The 13,201-nt window shown below is 45.2% G+C and carries 11 protein-coding genes; 6 read left to right on the top strand and 5 right to left on the bottom strand.

Annotated features, from left to right (window positions below):
- Nucleotides 1–37 precede the first annotated feature (37 nt).
- Nucleotides 38–2,155: a DNA polymerase III subunit gamma/tau gene (gene dnaX, locus OKC24_RS08995; RefSeq protein ID WP_265464980.1), complete on the top strand. Its 2,118-nt coding sequence runs from the start codon at nt 38–40 to the stop codon at nt 2,153–2,155.
- Here dnaX and OKC24_RS09000 read toward each other — a convergent pair.
- The 3 genes from OKC24_RS09000 to OKC24_RS09010 all read right to left on the bottom strand — a co-directional run bounded on the left by OKC24_RS09000 (nt 2,148) and on the right by OKC24_RS09010 (nt 4,248).
- Complete coding sequence (locus OKC24_RS09000; RefSeq protein ID WP_130146026.1) at nt 2,148–2,597, bottom strand: acyl-CoA thioesterase; 450 nt, start codon at nt 2,595–2,597, stop codon at nt 2,148–2,150. The two genes, dnaX and OKC24_RS09000, sit on opposite strands and share 8 nt — an antisense overlap.
- 259 nt (nt 2,598–2,856) lie before the next feature.
- The gene (locus OKC24_RS09005; RefSeq protein ID WP_130146028.1) at nt 2,857–3,066 is read right to left on the bottom strand and encodes a hypothetical protein; all 210 of its coding nucleotides are present in this window, start codon (nt 3,064–3,066) and stop codon (nt 2,857–2,859) included.
- A 21-nt stretch (nt 3,067–3,087) separates the two neighbouring features.
- The gene (locus OKC24_RS09010; RefSeq protein WP_130146030.1) at nt 3,088–4,248 is read right to left on the bottom strand and encodes an iron-containing alcohol dehydrogenase; all 1,161 of its coding nucleotides are present in this window, start codon (nt 4,246–4,248) and stop codon (nt 3,088–3,090) included.
- A 117-nt stretch (nt 4,249–4,365) separates the two neighbouring features.
- Between OKC24_RS09010 and OKC24_RS09015 the strand changes: the two genes are divergently transcribed.
- Genes OKC24_RS09015 through OKC24_RS09030 form a run of 4 tightly spaced genes read left to right on the top strand, consistent with a single transcriptional unit; the run spans nt 4,366 to nt 8,117 of the window.
- Nucleotides 4,366–4,887 carry a low molecular weight protein-tyrosine-phosphatase gene (locus tag OKC24_RS09015; protein WP_130146032.1) on the top strand — a complete coding sequence of 174 codons (522 nt, stop codon included), beginning with the start codon at nt 4,366–4,368 and terminating at the stop codon, nt 4,885–4,887.
- 10 nt (nt 4,888–4,897) lie between these two features.
- Nucleotides 4,898–5,926 (top strand): UDP-N-acetylmuramate dehydrogenase, encoded by a 1,029-nt coding sequence (gene murB, locus OKC24_RS09020; protein WP_130146034.1) that lies wholly within the window; start codon nt 4,898–4,900, stop codon nt 5,924–5,926.
- A 26-nt stretch (nt 5,927–5,952) separates the two neighbouring features.
- Nucleotides 5,953–7,077: a YdcF family protein gene (locus OKC24_RS09025; protein ID WP_130146036.1), complete on the top strand. Its 1,125-nt coding sequence runs from the start codon at nt 5,953–5,955 to the stop codon at nt 7,075–7,077.
- Entirely contained in the window at nt 7,077–8,117 is a 1,041-nt protein-coding gene (locus OKC24_RS09030) for an alpha/beta hydrolase (RefSeq protein ID WP_130146038.1), read from the top strand. The genes OKC24_RS09025 and OKC24_RS09030 overlap by 1 nt, the downstream gene beginning before the upstream one ends.
- Before the next feature lie 70 nt (nt 8,118–8,187).
- Here the strand turns inward: OKC24_RS09030 and OKC24_RS09035 are convergent, their stop codons facing one another.
- Both OKC24_RS09035 and OKC24_RS09040 read right to left on the bottom strand, forming a co-directional pair.
- A complete protein-coding gene (locus tag OKC24_RS09035; RefSeq protein ID WP_131277622.1) occupies nt 8,188–9,858 on the bottom strand; it encodes an FMN-binding glutamate synthase family protein in 1,671 nt (556 codons plus the stop codon).
- Nucleotides 9,859–10,391: 533 nt separating this feature from the next.
- The gene (locus OKC24_RS09040) at nt 10,392–11,393 is read right to left on the bottom strand and encodes a helix-turn-helix transcriptional regulator (RefSeq protein WP_026253414.1); all 1,002 of its coding nucleotides are present in this window, start codon (nt 11,391–11,393) and stop codon (nt 10,392–10,394) included.
- A 237-nt stretch (nt 11,394–11,630) separates the two neighbouring features.
- On the opposite strand from OKC24_RS09040, the gene OKC24_RS09045 reads away from it, so the two are divergent.
- Nucleotides 11,631–13,193: a circularly permuted type 2 ATP-grasp protein gene (locus OKC24_RS09045; RefSeq protein ID WP_265464981.1), complete on the top strand. Its 1,563-nt coding sequence runs from the start codon at nt 11,631–11,633 to the stop codon at nt 13,191–13,193.
- The last annotated feature ends 8 nt before the right edge of the window (nt 13,194–13,201 follow it).

A 13,201-nucleotide genomic window follows, 5' to 3' on the forward strand; every position in this document is an offset into this window, starting at 1 on the left:
AAAAACAGTATCCTTATGCATGTGAAAAGGAGCATACATGTATCAAGTACTTGCGCGAAAATACCGTCCCCGCAATTTTAATGAATTGGTTGGTCAAAACCATGTGTCCCGTGCCTTAACCAGCGCACTGGACCGCGGGCGCCTGCACCATGCCTATTTATTTACGGGTACACGCGGTGTCGGCAAAACCACAATTGCGCGTATTTTGGCGAAGTGCTTGAACTGTGAAACCGGTGTAACCTCTACGCCGTGTGAAGTATGCGCAACGTGCAAAGCAGTCAATGAAGGCCGTTTTATCGATTTGATCGAGATTGATGCGGCATCGCGCACCAAAGTTGAAGATACACGTGAATTACTGGATAACGTCCCGTATGCGCCGACGCAAGGCCGCTTCAAAGTCTATCTGATTGATGAAGTGCATATGCTATCCACGCATTCTTTCAATGCCTTGCTCAAGACGCTGGAAGAGCCGCCAGAACATGTGAAGTTTCTGTTTGCGACGACTGATCCACAAAAGCTCCCAATTACTGTAATTTCGCGCTGTCTGCAATTTACACTGCGTCCATTGGCCGTAGATGAAATTACATCGCACCTGACGGCAATTTTAGAAAAAGAAAGCATTTCAGCAGAGCAAGATGCCATTTGGCAAATTGCTGAATCTGCACAAGGCTCTTTACGTGATGCATTGTCATTGACGGATCAGGCAATTGCGTATGGACAGGGCGAAGTTCATCATCAAGATGTCAAAGAAATGCTGGGTCTGATTGACCGAACCATTATTTATGATTTGATCGCAGCCATTCAGCAAAATCAAAAAGAACGCATCAGCGAATTATTGCTGCAATTTAGACAGCAAGCTTTAGATGTATCTTTAGTATTGGATCAGCTGATTTCGACCTTGCATGAATTGGCGATGCTGCAATATCTGCCGAATTTAAGCCTAAAATACAGCGCAGAAATCAATGCCAAAATTATGCAGCTTTCGCAACTGGTCGTTGCGCAGGATTTACAGCTGTATTATCAAATTGCCTGCAAAGGCCGTGCAGAACTGCAAATTGCGGTGACGCAAGAGCAAGGGTTTGAGATGTGTGTGCTGCGCATGCTGGCATTCCGCCCTATGCAGTCCAATGAGCGCTTAGTGTCGGCACCGCAGGCTGTACAGCAAAATAATGCTCCAGCAGTTCAAGCGCCTGTTCAGAACAGTATGCAGGCGCCTGTGCCTGCCGCATTGAATCAGACTGAACAGCTGTCATCTCATCAAAATGTACAGATCGAAGATCCGCTATCAGCAGCTTCAGTAGCGCCAGCAGTTTCAGAAATCGATGAAGAATATTATTCAGATGACGATGAATTTGATGGCCAGCATCATCAAACTGCATCTGATGATCCATCTTCAGATGATTTTTTAGATGAACCTGTGCCGCCGGAGACGCCAGCTGCTGCAGCTGAGCCGCAGCCAGCAGCAGATCAAATTGTTTTTGATGCCGGCAATGGTGATGCACTGTTTGGATTGGAACCTGAACAAGACGCAAAAGATCAGCGCGTTAATGCGCAAGAAAGCTCAGATTTACTGTTTGAGGCCATTGCGCCTTTAGATGATATAACGCTGCATGTTACAGATACATCTGCACCCGAAAACGCAGAGGATGTGACTGAACAGCATTTGCAAGGCGCTGAGGCCGTTACTGAGCCTCATGCAGCAGCGCTGGATCCTGAACTGTCAGAATCATCCAACCTTATGCCGCAGGATATTTTGAAGCTGCAGCCTCAGCAGCTCGAAGGCGAGTGGACCGTCGATAAGTGGGAGTATTGGTTCAGAAGCAGTGAATTATCGCCAGCGTTGCAGGAGCTTGCACAGCATGGCTTGATGACGGGTGAAATTGGCGGTGTTTCAACTTTCCATGTTCCAACGCAATATGAGCGTTTGGTGACGCAAATGCAGCATTTGCTTGAGCAGGCGCTGCATACGCAATGGCCGTCAACGCGTTTTGATGTGAAATATGAAGAGCTGGAGCAGCTGACGCCTTATGCACTGCAGCATGAACGCAAGGGGAAAGCTTTTCAGCGCGCTTCAGAACTTTTACATCATGAGCCGGTGGTGGATTCGCTGCTCGCGGCCTTTGACGGCAAGCTGGAGAATATTCAGCTTAAATAAGCTCGGCAGCTGGCGATAAATATTCATGCAACGCATCCCGCATTTCGTTTGGAATCGGGGTGCTTTTTCGTGTTTGGCGGTCTACGAAAACATGTACAAAATTCCCTTGTGCCGCGGCATCATTTTGTCCTTGTTTAAAAATGGCGAGGTCATAAGTTAAAGATGAATTGCCAATTTTAGCGATGCTGACACCCACTTCAATCACTTCTGGGTAGCTCAATTCCTGCATAAAATTACAGGATGAATTGACCACTAAGCCAATAATCGGTGAGTTTTGAAGCTGAAAGCCGGCTTTTTGAATGAGCAGGGCATTGGCCGCAGTATCAAAAAAGCTGTAATACATAATATTGTTCACATGGCTGTACATGTCATTGTCTGACCAGCGGGTTTGGATCGGAAAAATGAACTTAAAGAGATGTTTATTTTTTACAGGCGGTTTCATATTTTTAGCTAAGTTGCGCTCTTCATTCAGTTGTACTGAATTTTATGCAGCCATTCAATAGCAAGATTGAGGTGTTCGTCATAAAAAAAGCTATTCAAATAAATTGAATGCCTGTAAGGAGCAAAGGGTTAAAGTATTGATTAAAAACGATAGCGAGTACCTAGATAAATGAAACCAGATTGATCTCTATTTTACTGCGGCCTTCTAAAAGAATATCCCATGGCGCCGTTGAGGTTAGTCCAGTTTGACCAAGGACATTTCATTGGGCTGCAGTGCAAAGGTGGGCATAGCTGACAGAGGCTGTTCCAAAGCAGTTTTTATTAATATTGACATCAACGCCAGCAATTGCAGTTGGCGCGAATGCATCCTCTACTTTCATTTTTCCAAGTTCAGGCTTAAGTAAATTTCCTATAAGGTTTCTGATTTTTATAAAATAGTAATGAATAATTAAGTGTTTTAAAACAATCAAAACTCATCTAATAATTACACACTATTCATATATCGATGAATAAATATGCAAAGCATCCTCTTTTTCTAAGGCCCGCGGGTTATTTTGCAGCAGGCGGGTTTGCAGCAGCGCATCATCCGCAAGCTGTTCCAGCGTATTTTTAGGCACATTGAGCTGATTCAGCTTCAGTGTTAAGCCGCTGCGGTCTAAATGATTCTGCATATGATCAATAAATAAATCACATAGGCCATCGGTACAGCCAGTGCTGTGCGGGTCAAGCCATTGCATCAGTTCTGCATAATGCTGTTTAGCCGCAGGCGCATTGAATTTCATGACTTCTGTCAGTACCAGTGCATTGGTATGGCCATGCGAAAGGTGGAAGTGCCCGCCTAAAGGATAAGCCAAAGCATGCACAGCGCCTACAGGCGCATTGGCAAAGGCTTGGCCTGCCAGCATGGAACCGACCAGCATGTTCTGGCGGGCTTCCATATCGCTCTTGTTTTTCAGCACCAGCGGCAAGTTTTTGTTCAGCAGGCGAAGCGCCTGTTTAGCCAGCATATCAGCATAGGGGTTTTTCTTGATTTTTGAGGTGTAGGCCTCTATGGCATGCACCATGGCGTCAATGCCTGTCGCTGCAGTAATGTGTGCGGGCAAATCTTCAGTAAAGCTGGCATCTAAAATGGCGACATCGGCATAGAGCACTGGTGAAACAATGCCAGTTTTGGTGGTTTCACCAGTCGTTACAATTGAAATTGGCGTGACTTCAGAGCCCGTGCCAGCCGTTGTCGGGACTAAAATCAGCGGCAAGCGCGGATGTTTGACATTGCCGACGCCGTATAAATCCTGAATTTGCTGTTTTTGCTCAGGATGGCTTAAAACGGCAATGATCTTTGCCACATCCAGAGAGCTGCCTCCGCCAAAGCCGAGAACCAAATCTATTTTTTCTTTTTTGGCAAATTGCACTGCATTCAGCACGATAGGTTCTGCAGGGTCAGCCTGTACATTGGAATAAATAGAGTAGTCCTGTTGATGCGATTCTAAAATTTCTAGAATAGGCAAATGCAGCTGATGCTGAATCATGCCGGGATCGGTGATCAGCAATACGCGTTTGGGGCTAAATTCATTGAGTAAGGCTTTCAGTTCAATAATTGAACCAAGTCCTGAAATAATGCTGCTGACGGTCTGAAACTGAAAATTACTCATGCGGCTATCCTTAATTTTTTATACCTAAATGAACATTATTCTTGAGTCTTGATATAGGATTCATTTGCTAAATAACTTAACATAAGATGCTTGAAATAAAAGTACATTGAGGTTGTTATGTCATCCGAAACGCCCTATAAGGTGTTGTGTGTGTGTTTAGGCAATATTTGCCGTTCTCCGACAGCGGAGATCGTACTCAGACATTATTGTGATGAAGCAAACTTAAATGTGATGATCGATTCTGCTGGAACCAGCAATTACCATCCGAATAAAGCGCCTGACAGCCGCAGTCAGCTGCATGCAAAACAACGCGGCTATGATTTATCTGCTTTGCGCGCCCGTCAGCTTGTTCACCGTGATTTTGTTGAATTTGATTTAATTCTTGCGATGGATTATGAAAATTTAGAGAACATCCAGCACTTGATGCGTCAGGCACAGCAGGAGTTTGGCGCCTCAAGGATTCGCGCTGAAATTTCACTGATGAGCCAGCATGATTCAAATTACCCTCAGCAAGCCGTGCCTGACCCGTATTATGGCGGTCAAGAGGGATTTGAGCATGTGCTGAATCAATGCGAATCCAGCAGTCAGGCTTGGGTGCAAGTCTTTCAAAAACAATTTAACCCGCAATCGGAGCAATAAGGTTTAAGTTATGAAGATTCAAACACAGGTACAGCTTAAGCCTTTTAATACGCTCAGTTTAAATTCGGTGGCATCACACTATACCCAAATTAAAAATACAGATGATTTGCTCGGCGCTATTGATTACGCTGAACAGCAGAGTCTAAATCTATTGATTTTGTCTGGCGGCAGCAACATGCTCTTGCCAGAGCATATCCATGCGCTGGTGATGCATATGGATATTCAGGGCATTGACGTTGCAACGGAAGATGCTCTGAGTACAACGGTGCGTGTGGGCGCAGGGCAAGTTTGGCATGACTTTGTATTATGGACGACAGCGCATGATATGTTTGGCTTGCAGAATTTAGCTTTGATTCCGGGCTTAGTCGGCGCATCTCCTGTGCAGAATATTGGCGCTTATGGGGTAGAAGCTGGCGAGTTCATTCAGTCTGTGCATGTGTATGACCGTAATGAGCAGACTTTTATCGATATAGATGCATCTGACTGTAAATTCAGCTACCGCCACAGTATTTTTAAAGATGACCCAAACCGCTATATCATTACGCATGTGTCGTTCAAGCTGCTGAAAAAAGCGGATTTGAAGCTGAATTATGGCGATTTGAAAACTGCTGTAGGAGATAATTTGACGGCTGAAAACTTGCAGAATCAGGTTATTCGTATCCGCCAAAGCAAATTGCCGGATCCTGCAGAATACCCAAATGCAGGCAGTTTCTTTAAAAATCCAATCATCAGTCAAAAGGCATATGACCAAATTGCGCTGCAATTTCCAAGTTTGCCCCATTATCCTCAGCCAAATGATCAGGTTAAGATCGCGGCTGGCTGGCTGATTGATCAGGCGGGCTGGAAGGGCAAAAAGCTGAATATGGTGGGCATGTTTCATAAACAGGCGCTGGTTCTGGTGAATTATGATAACGCTGCGCTGCATGATGTGCGCGCCGTGTACCATGCGGTACAGCAAGATGTATTTGCAAAATTTAATATCGCACTCGAGCCAGAACCTGTACAGTTTGATGAAAATGGTATGATTTGCTCACACTAAAACGGCGGATGGCATCAGGACAAATGATGAAAAAAAAACATTGGATGGTTCGATTGGTGCAAATAGCCGCTGTGCTGTTTGTGCTGTTGGCCTGCCTGATGGTTTTTATCTATACCCCGTTTTATTCTCAGCTGATTGTGAAAGGCCTGAATTATTTTGTTCCAGTTGAAGTGAATGAAGTTGCTGCAAAAAGTCAAAAATTGGCGGCGCTGAGTGATCAGGACAGCTATGAACCGGGTTCTGACATGTGGATTGCGCGTCAATCCTACTTAACAGTCATGGAAGAAGCGATCCAGTCGGATAATTCTCAGAATTTGACTTTAATTCAAGCACGCTATAAAGCGCTGCAAGCTTTAATTGAAGATGACCAGCAAAAAGAATCGGATGAAAAAGAGAAGCCAGCTGTGCCGCTGCTAGCGAGTTCTGCATCAGAAGCAAACATAGAAGATCCTCCAGACGCTGCGCAAAAAGTGAAAGAGCTGCTGGAACTGAACAGTTCTGCAAATCAAGAATTGATGGCGCAATATGTTGATTTTTTGAAAACACACAAAGTAGAACAGCCTGCATCTGAACCGGTTGATGAGCAAATTTTTAAAGACATTGCTCTAATTCATGATCAAAACCAGCAAAAGACAGAAGTGAAGTCTGCACCTTATGCCATAGTTGTATTGGGCGGCGGTTTGACTTTAGATAAAAATGGCAAAGATATTGTAGTCAACAACTATACCCGGCTGCGTTTGGAAACCACACTGGCCGTAGAAAAAGATTATCAATTGCCGATTGTATTGAGCGGTGTAGAAGCTCCTTATATGCAAAGCTGGTTAAAGCAGCATAATGTTGATGCAAAATTATTAGAAGACCGCAGCATGAATACCTGTGAAAACACCCGCTTCAGTTCATTGCTCTTGCAGAAGAAAGGCGGTGCGCCGACGGTGATCTTAATTACAGATCAATACCATATGCCGCGAACTCGCCGTTTATTTGCTTTGAATGGCATTGAAACGATTCCTATTGAAGCGCCGATGCCATCTGAAATGACCCGCTGGCAGCCCAGTGAGAAAAATTATGATCATAGCCGACGCGCAAATTATGAAATGCTGGCAACCATGCGCGATATGTGGTTTGGCTCTGAATGCCGTGAGGTGCCTTAATGGCTGATATCCCGTTTTTGAATCCATCCATTTTAAAGCAGCTGGATCTGCCTGTTCCCAGCCGAGAAACCACCCCCTTATTGCTGGAAGCGCTGAACCTGAATCAGCCTTATTCACCTTCTTTGGAAATACAGTCATACCGCCGTCTGTATGCATTAGACGGCCTAAACTGCGAGCATTGGCAAGGCTATATAGAAATGCCGATGTTTAAGCTGCATGTGCAGGTTTTTCAGCCGAAATTTGAATCTGCGGATGAAAAAATAAAAGGGACGGTATTTCTGCTGCATGGCTATTTAGAACATAGCGGCATTTATCAGCCGATTATCCGTGAAATTTTAGAACAGGGCTTTAGTGTACTGACCTATGATTTGCCGGGGCATGGCTTAAGCAATGGCTCGCCTGCCAGTATTCAAAATTTTGACCACTATCAGCAAGTCTTGCATGCTGTGCACCAATATGTCCGCCTTGCGGATCAATTGCCGCAGCCTTGGCTGGGAATTGGCCAAAGTACGGGAGGCGCTATTTGGCTGCATCATTTGCTGGAATTTGCGGAACGCCGTGAAAATCCGTATGTGAATCGTGTGCTGCTGCTGTCACCGTTAATCCGTCCGGCGAAAACAGCTTGGTGGCATAATTCGGTTGGCCTTGGCATTATCCGCAGAATTAAACGGGAAGTGCCGCGTCATTTTAGGCGCAATAATCATAACCCTGAATTTTTACGCTTTGTCCGCTTAAAAGATCCGCTGCAGCCGAGAATGATGGGGATGGATTGGATTCTGGCCATGTCTAAATGGATGCAGGAGATGGAAGAGCGCCCCGCTTGCCGCATTCCAGTATGGCTGGCACAGGGTGCGCAGGATCAGACCGTGGATTGGCGCTATAACATTGAGTTTATCCGCCGCAAATTCCGTTTGCAGACGCTGTTGATGCTGGAAGAAGGTTCTCATCAGCTGATTAATGAGCGGGCGGATATCCGGGCTGCGCTCACGGGCTTAATTCCTGCATTTTTGCATGCGCACAGCGGCAAAGGCTATTATTGATCTGCCTGCTGTGGCGTTAAGCAATCAAAAGCAGCCTATTGTCTGCTTTTGATTGCTTGGTGATAATGCCTCAAAACTTATCTGCAGAAGCTAAATTCCACATGCGGAAATAAAAATTCTCTGCATCTTTATTTTCACAATCCAGCAGTTCGCGGGGCTTTAACCAAAAATGCAGCTGCGCATAGTTTTTAATTTCGCGGTCGTTAATCCGCTGCGCCAACTGATGGGCTTTGATATCGGCAGGGTGTTTAAGTCCCGAAGAGGCTATCAATTCAGATAAGCCATGCATGGTGTTGCGGTGGAAGTTAAAGACCCGCATCGCCTTAGACGGCACATCAATGGCTTTTTGGCGGTCTTTGTCTTGGGTGGCGACGCCTACAGGGCACTGGTTGGTGTGGCAGCTTTGCGCCTGAATGCAGCCGACGGCAAACATGAAGCCGCGTGCAGAATTGACCCAATCTGCGCCGATGGCCATGGTGCTGGCGATGTCAAAAGCGCTGATGATCTTGCCGCTGGCGCCGACTTTAATTTGATCACGCAATCCAGCCCCAACTAAAGTATTGTGTACAAATAGCAGGCCTTCACGCAATGGCGTACCGACATGATTGATCAATTCAATGGGCGCAGCGCCAGTGCCGCCTTCGGAACCATCGACTACAATAAAATCAGGCACAATTTGGGTGTCAAGCATGGCTTTAACAATGCCCATGAATTGCCAAGGCTGACCAATGCAGAGTTTAAAACCGACGGGTTTGCCTAAGGATAATTCACGCAGCTTTTGAATAAAGTGCATCATTTCAATTGGCGTAGTGAAGGCGGAATGGCTGGAAGGGGAAATGCAGTCATGTTCGCGGCTGACGCCTCGAATTTTTGCAATTTCAGCGGAAATTTTATTTTTAGGCAAAATGCCGCCATGGCCGGGTTTCGCGCCTTGCGACATTTTAATTTCAATCATTTTGACCTGCGGAAGTTTAGCCTGTTCTGCGAAACGTACAGGATCGAACTTTCCATCGAGGGTGCGGCAGCCAAAATAGCCGCTGCCGAGTTCCCAGACGATATCGCCGCCATGTTCTAAATGATAAGGGCTGATGCTGCCTTCGCCAGTGTCATGATAAAAGTTGCCCAGCTTGGCGCCCTTGTTTAAAGCACGGATGGCATTGGCGCTTAAACTGCCGAAACTCATCGCGGAAATATTAAAGATGGATGCGCTGTACGGCTGACTGCATTGGGAATTGCCAATGGTGATGCGGAAGGTATCGGTGTTTGCAGGCGGGCAAGGGGTAATTGAGTGGGTCATGAAGCGGTAATCTTCCTGATACACATCAATGATTGAACCAAAGGGTTTGTCGGCATTTTCATTTTTTGCGCGCTGATAGACAAGGCTGCGCTGCATGCGCGAAAATGGCAGGGCATCTTGATCTGATTCGATAAAGTATTGGCGGATTTCTGGACGGAATTCTTCAAAAATAAAGCGGAAATGCCCGATGATGGGGTAATTTTTTAAAATAGAATGCTTATTTTGCAGGACATCGTATAAGCCTAACAGGCTGAGCAGTGCAGTAATGACCCAGATGCTGTTGAGCAGTGTTTCAGGGAGGAAATAATAAATATAGTGCGGCTGATAGCCAACATGAAAGGTGGTGATCAGCAGTGCAATAAAAATACAGGCGAACCAAATAGAATGGCGGGAAAAAAATGTATTCAGCAATTTATGGCGAATAGCTTGTGATGTATCTGGCATTATTATCTAACTTTCTGACGCTGATGATCAGACTATAAATGCGCCAAGATAAAAAATGAAGCAGAAGCATCCGCTTGTTAACGCAATGCAACAATTTTCAAGGTAAACCATGTGTTTAGCTTAAAAATTGATCCGAGTGCTTTATGGTTAATTTGAATGATAAAATGAGTTAATCTGCTAATAAAAAAAATTGTTAAATAATGCAAATCTTATGATTTCACAGCCGCAGGAAAATCTCTTACATTAAAAATACTTTCATAGTTAAGAGGATTCCAAGATGACGAAAAAATCCATTCGCTATAACAATGCAGAATTGGCTTGCCGATGCATGCAATGAACATAGCGGCTGAACTTAGCATGCAGACGGCAGTGCGGGTACACGCGCTGTTGCTGCATTTCACAAGGCGCACTGTAAAAAAATCATAAAAACTACTCTAAGAAATTATCGTCCCGCACTGTTGGGACTTTTCTTATTTCTGCTGCGCAAATCAAGGCATTTGCAGTTCTAGGACGGCATTTCTTCCAGCTGCATATTAATGAGGTTCAATTTGGCGGACTGCATCTGAGACCTCTATAGGCTCAATCTGAAGAATTCGGTTGCCAAAGCTGCGCAGCCACCATACCAGCTGTGAAGTATAGGGGACTGTGGCAGAGACACTGCTAAGGCCCTCTTCACGCTTTTCTATAATCTGATCTTTGCTGAGCTGCGTTTCCTCAAAATAATAAGCTTCTTGATCTTTCATCAGCAGTTTCAAATGCACGTTTTCTGTCGGCTTGCTGAAATCGACGCGAAAGCCTAAGGCTCCGGATTCAATATACGCATCAATATCAAAATTAACAGGGTGCAAGGCGCGTGAATTCAGTACATTTGCTGATTTAAAACGGTGCAAGGCAAAAGTTTGAATATCTGTTTTGTCATGCCTTGTGCAGACTAAATAAATAATTGCACCTTTTTGCACCAATGCCAGCGGGTTTAAAATATAAGTTTTTTCTTCACTGGCTGGACCGCGCCCCTGATAAATGCATTCCAGCTGCTTGTCTTGAAGCAGGCCTTCGTAAATGGCCTGTTGCGCATTTTTTTCTACCAGCGGCGGTATTAAAGGTTGTGTTGCAGGCACAATCCGGACACGGTTAATCCATTGGCGGACATTATTCTGTGTCGAAAGGCTGTGGCGCGCCAAATCAAACCATGGGTTCATTTCTTCAATGAGGCTGGGCGGCAGCAAATGCTTTAAATGCTCTTCCACCATCATAAAGGTGACGGCCTGTGAGCTGGTCATGTGCGGCAAGCTCTGAATCGGCGCATCAGAACGCCAGCGCCAGCCCTGAGGCGACGTTTTGCTGCTTTCAATTGGAAAACGCTGCGAGATTTGATTTAAATCACGCTGAATAGTGCGCAGGCTGATGTCGATGCCTTCACGGACTAAAATTTCCTGCAATTCACGGGTACCCATCCATTTTCCAATGGAGAGGCGTGAAAGAATTTGCCACTGTCGATAGAGGCTATTAGATGTTTCTTTTTCTTGTGAGGGCATAGTCGATGAAAGCGTTCAGGTAATTTGAAAATTGGTCGTTATACACAATATGAAATCTATAAATCCAGCGCAAGTATTTCATCAATTTTTAGGTCTATATTTTGAAACATGTTGGTACAGCAATGCACTTGCAGCGCAAATTGATTTGATTAATAAATAGACGAAGCGCCAGCCAGTTTGAGTGGCATGCTAATTGCTTTATCTAACTTACAATTAAGAACAATGAATGAGGTTGGTATGCTGAAAGAAAATCAAGATACAACTTCCAGCGCTGCATTAGAGGTGTATGCAGCCGATACAGCCACAGGCCGTATAGGGGGGGATTTAACTTTAACCCAAGACTCTGCGGCTGCAAAATCATACGCGCTGTTTGAGCATTTAAAATCCAGTTTTTTTAATGAAATGCGCGATGATCAGGCAATTTGCGGCGAAGCTTGCAGCCGAATTGAACATTGGCTGTCTCAGCATACGATAGATGAATTAAATGAACTGAATTTGCGCGCTAAAGAACATTTTTTATATGAGGGGATTACATTTACTGTTTATGGGGATGAACAGGGTGCGGCGCGCACCATTCCTTTTGATTTAATTCCGCGGGTGATTGCAAAAAAGCAATGGAATACAATTGCAGCGGGCAGCGCCCAGCGCGTGAAAGCTTTAAACCTGTTTTTACATGATATTTATCATCAGCAGGATATTTTAAAAGCAGGCATTGTGCCTGAATTGCAGGTGTTGACTCATGAGGCTTATCAGCCGCATATGTATCAGCATGCGCTGAAAGGAAATATTTACAGTCAAATTAGCGGAATAGATATCATTCGGGACAACCGCGGTGAGTTTTATGTGCTGGAGGATAATCTAAGAACGCCGTCCGGCGTATCTTATATGCTGGAAAGCCGCAAAATCAGCCAAAAATTAATGCCGGATTTATGCAGGCAAAGCAAAATTCTAGGCATTGAGCAGTATCCGAAATTACTCAAGGAAGTGCTGGCGGAAAATGCCTATAGCGATCATCCCTTTATTGTATTGCTGACGCCTGGCCGCTATAACAGCGCATATTATGAACATGCCTTTTTGGCAAGGGAAATGGATGTACCCTTGGTGACATCACGTGACCTTTTTGTAGAAAACGATAAAGTTTATGTGAAAACCATCAAAGGCCGGCAGCAGGTTGATGTAATTTATAGACGGGTCGACGATGCATTTTTAGACCCGCTGTGCTTTAAGCCAGACAGCACACTTGGGGTTGCCGGACTGATGTCCGCTTACTTAAGCCGCAATGTTGTATTGGCGAATGCACCCGGGACTGGCGTAGCAGACGACAAATCGATTTATCCTTATGTCGATAAGATGATCCGCTTTTATTTGGCTGAACAGCCTATTTTAAAGAATGTTCCAACCTATCAATGCCGCGAGCAGCAGGACCTTGATTATGTGATTGCCCATTTGGATCAGCTTGTCGTGAAAGAAGCGCAAGGTTCAGGCGGCTACGGCATGCTGATTGGTCCGCAGGCGTCACGGCAGCAGATTGCGTCTTTCAAAGAGAAAGTGCTTGCGTCGCCGCATCTTTACATTGCTCAGCCGACTTTAGACTTGTCGGTATGCCCTACGCTGACGAATTTTGGCGCTGCAGAGCGTCATATCGATTTGCGGCCATTTGTGCTGAGTTCACCATACCGCACGGAGATTGTTCCGGGCGGGTTAACCCGCGTAGCCATGCAGGCCGGCTCGCTGGTGGTGAATTCCTCTCAAGGCGGCGGCATTAAGGACACTTGGATTGTCGACAATCTGCATTCTTAGAACTTCAT

The organism is Acinetobacter entericus (assembly GCF_026168575.1).
GTDB classification, from domain to species: domain Bacteria; phylum Pseudomonadota; class Gammaproteobacteria; order Pseudomonadales; family Moraxellaceae; genus Acinetobacter; species Acinetobacter bouvetii.

Bases quoted from the DNA above. Each gene is read 5' to 3' on its own strand.
- OKC24_RS09015 (WP_130146032.1), top strand. From the start codon at position 4,366: ATGTCATCCGAAACGCCCTATAAGGTGTTGTGTGTGTGTTTAGGCAAT.
- OKC24_RS09030 (WP_130146038.1), top strand. From the start codon at position 7,077: ATGGCTGATATCCCGTTTTTGAATCCATCCATTTTAAAGCAGCTGGAT.
- murB (WP_130146034.1), top strand. From the start codon at position 4,898: ATGAAGATTCAAACACAGGTACAGCTTAAGCCTTTTAATACGCTCAGT.
- OKC24_RS09045 (WP_265464981.1), top strand. From the start codon at position 11,631: ATGCTGAAAGAAAATCAAGATACAACTTCCAGCGCTGCATTAGAGGTG.
- dnaX (WP_265464980.1), top strand. From the start codon at position 38: ATGTATCAAGTACTTGCGCGAAAATACCGTCCCCGCAATTTTAATGAA.
- OKC24_RS09010 (WP_130146030.1), bottom strand. From the start codon at position 4,248: ATGAGTAATTTTCAGTTTCAGACCGTCAGCAGCATTATTTCAGGACTT.
- OKC24_RS09035 (WP_131277622.1), bottom strand. From the start codon at position 9,858: ATGCCAGATACATCACAAGCTATTCGCCATAAATTGCTGAATACATTT.
- OKC24_RS09025 (WP_130146036.1), top strand. From the start codon at position 5,953: ATGAAAAAAAAACATTGGATGGTTCGATTGGTGCAAATAGCCGCTGTG.
- OKC24_RS09000 (WP_130146026.1), bottom strand. From the start codon at position 2,597: ATGAAACCGCCTGTAAAAAATAAACATCTCTTTAAGTTCATTTTTCCG.
- OKC24_RS09040 (WP_026253414.1), bottom strand. From the start codon at position 11,393: ATGCCCTCACAAGAAAAAGAAACATCTAATAGCCTCTATCGACAGTGG.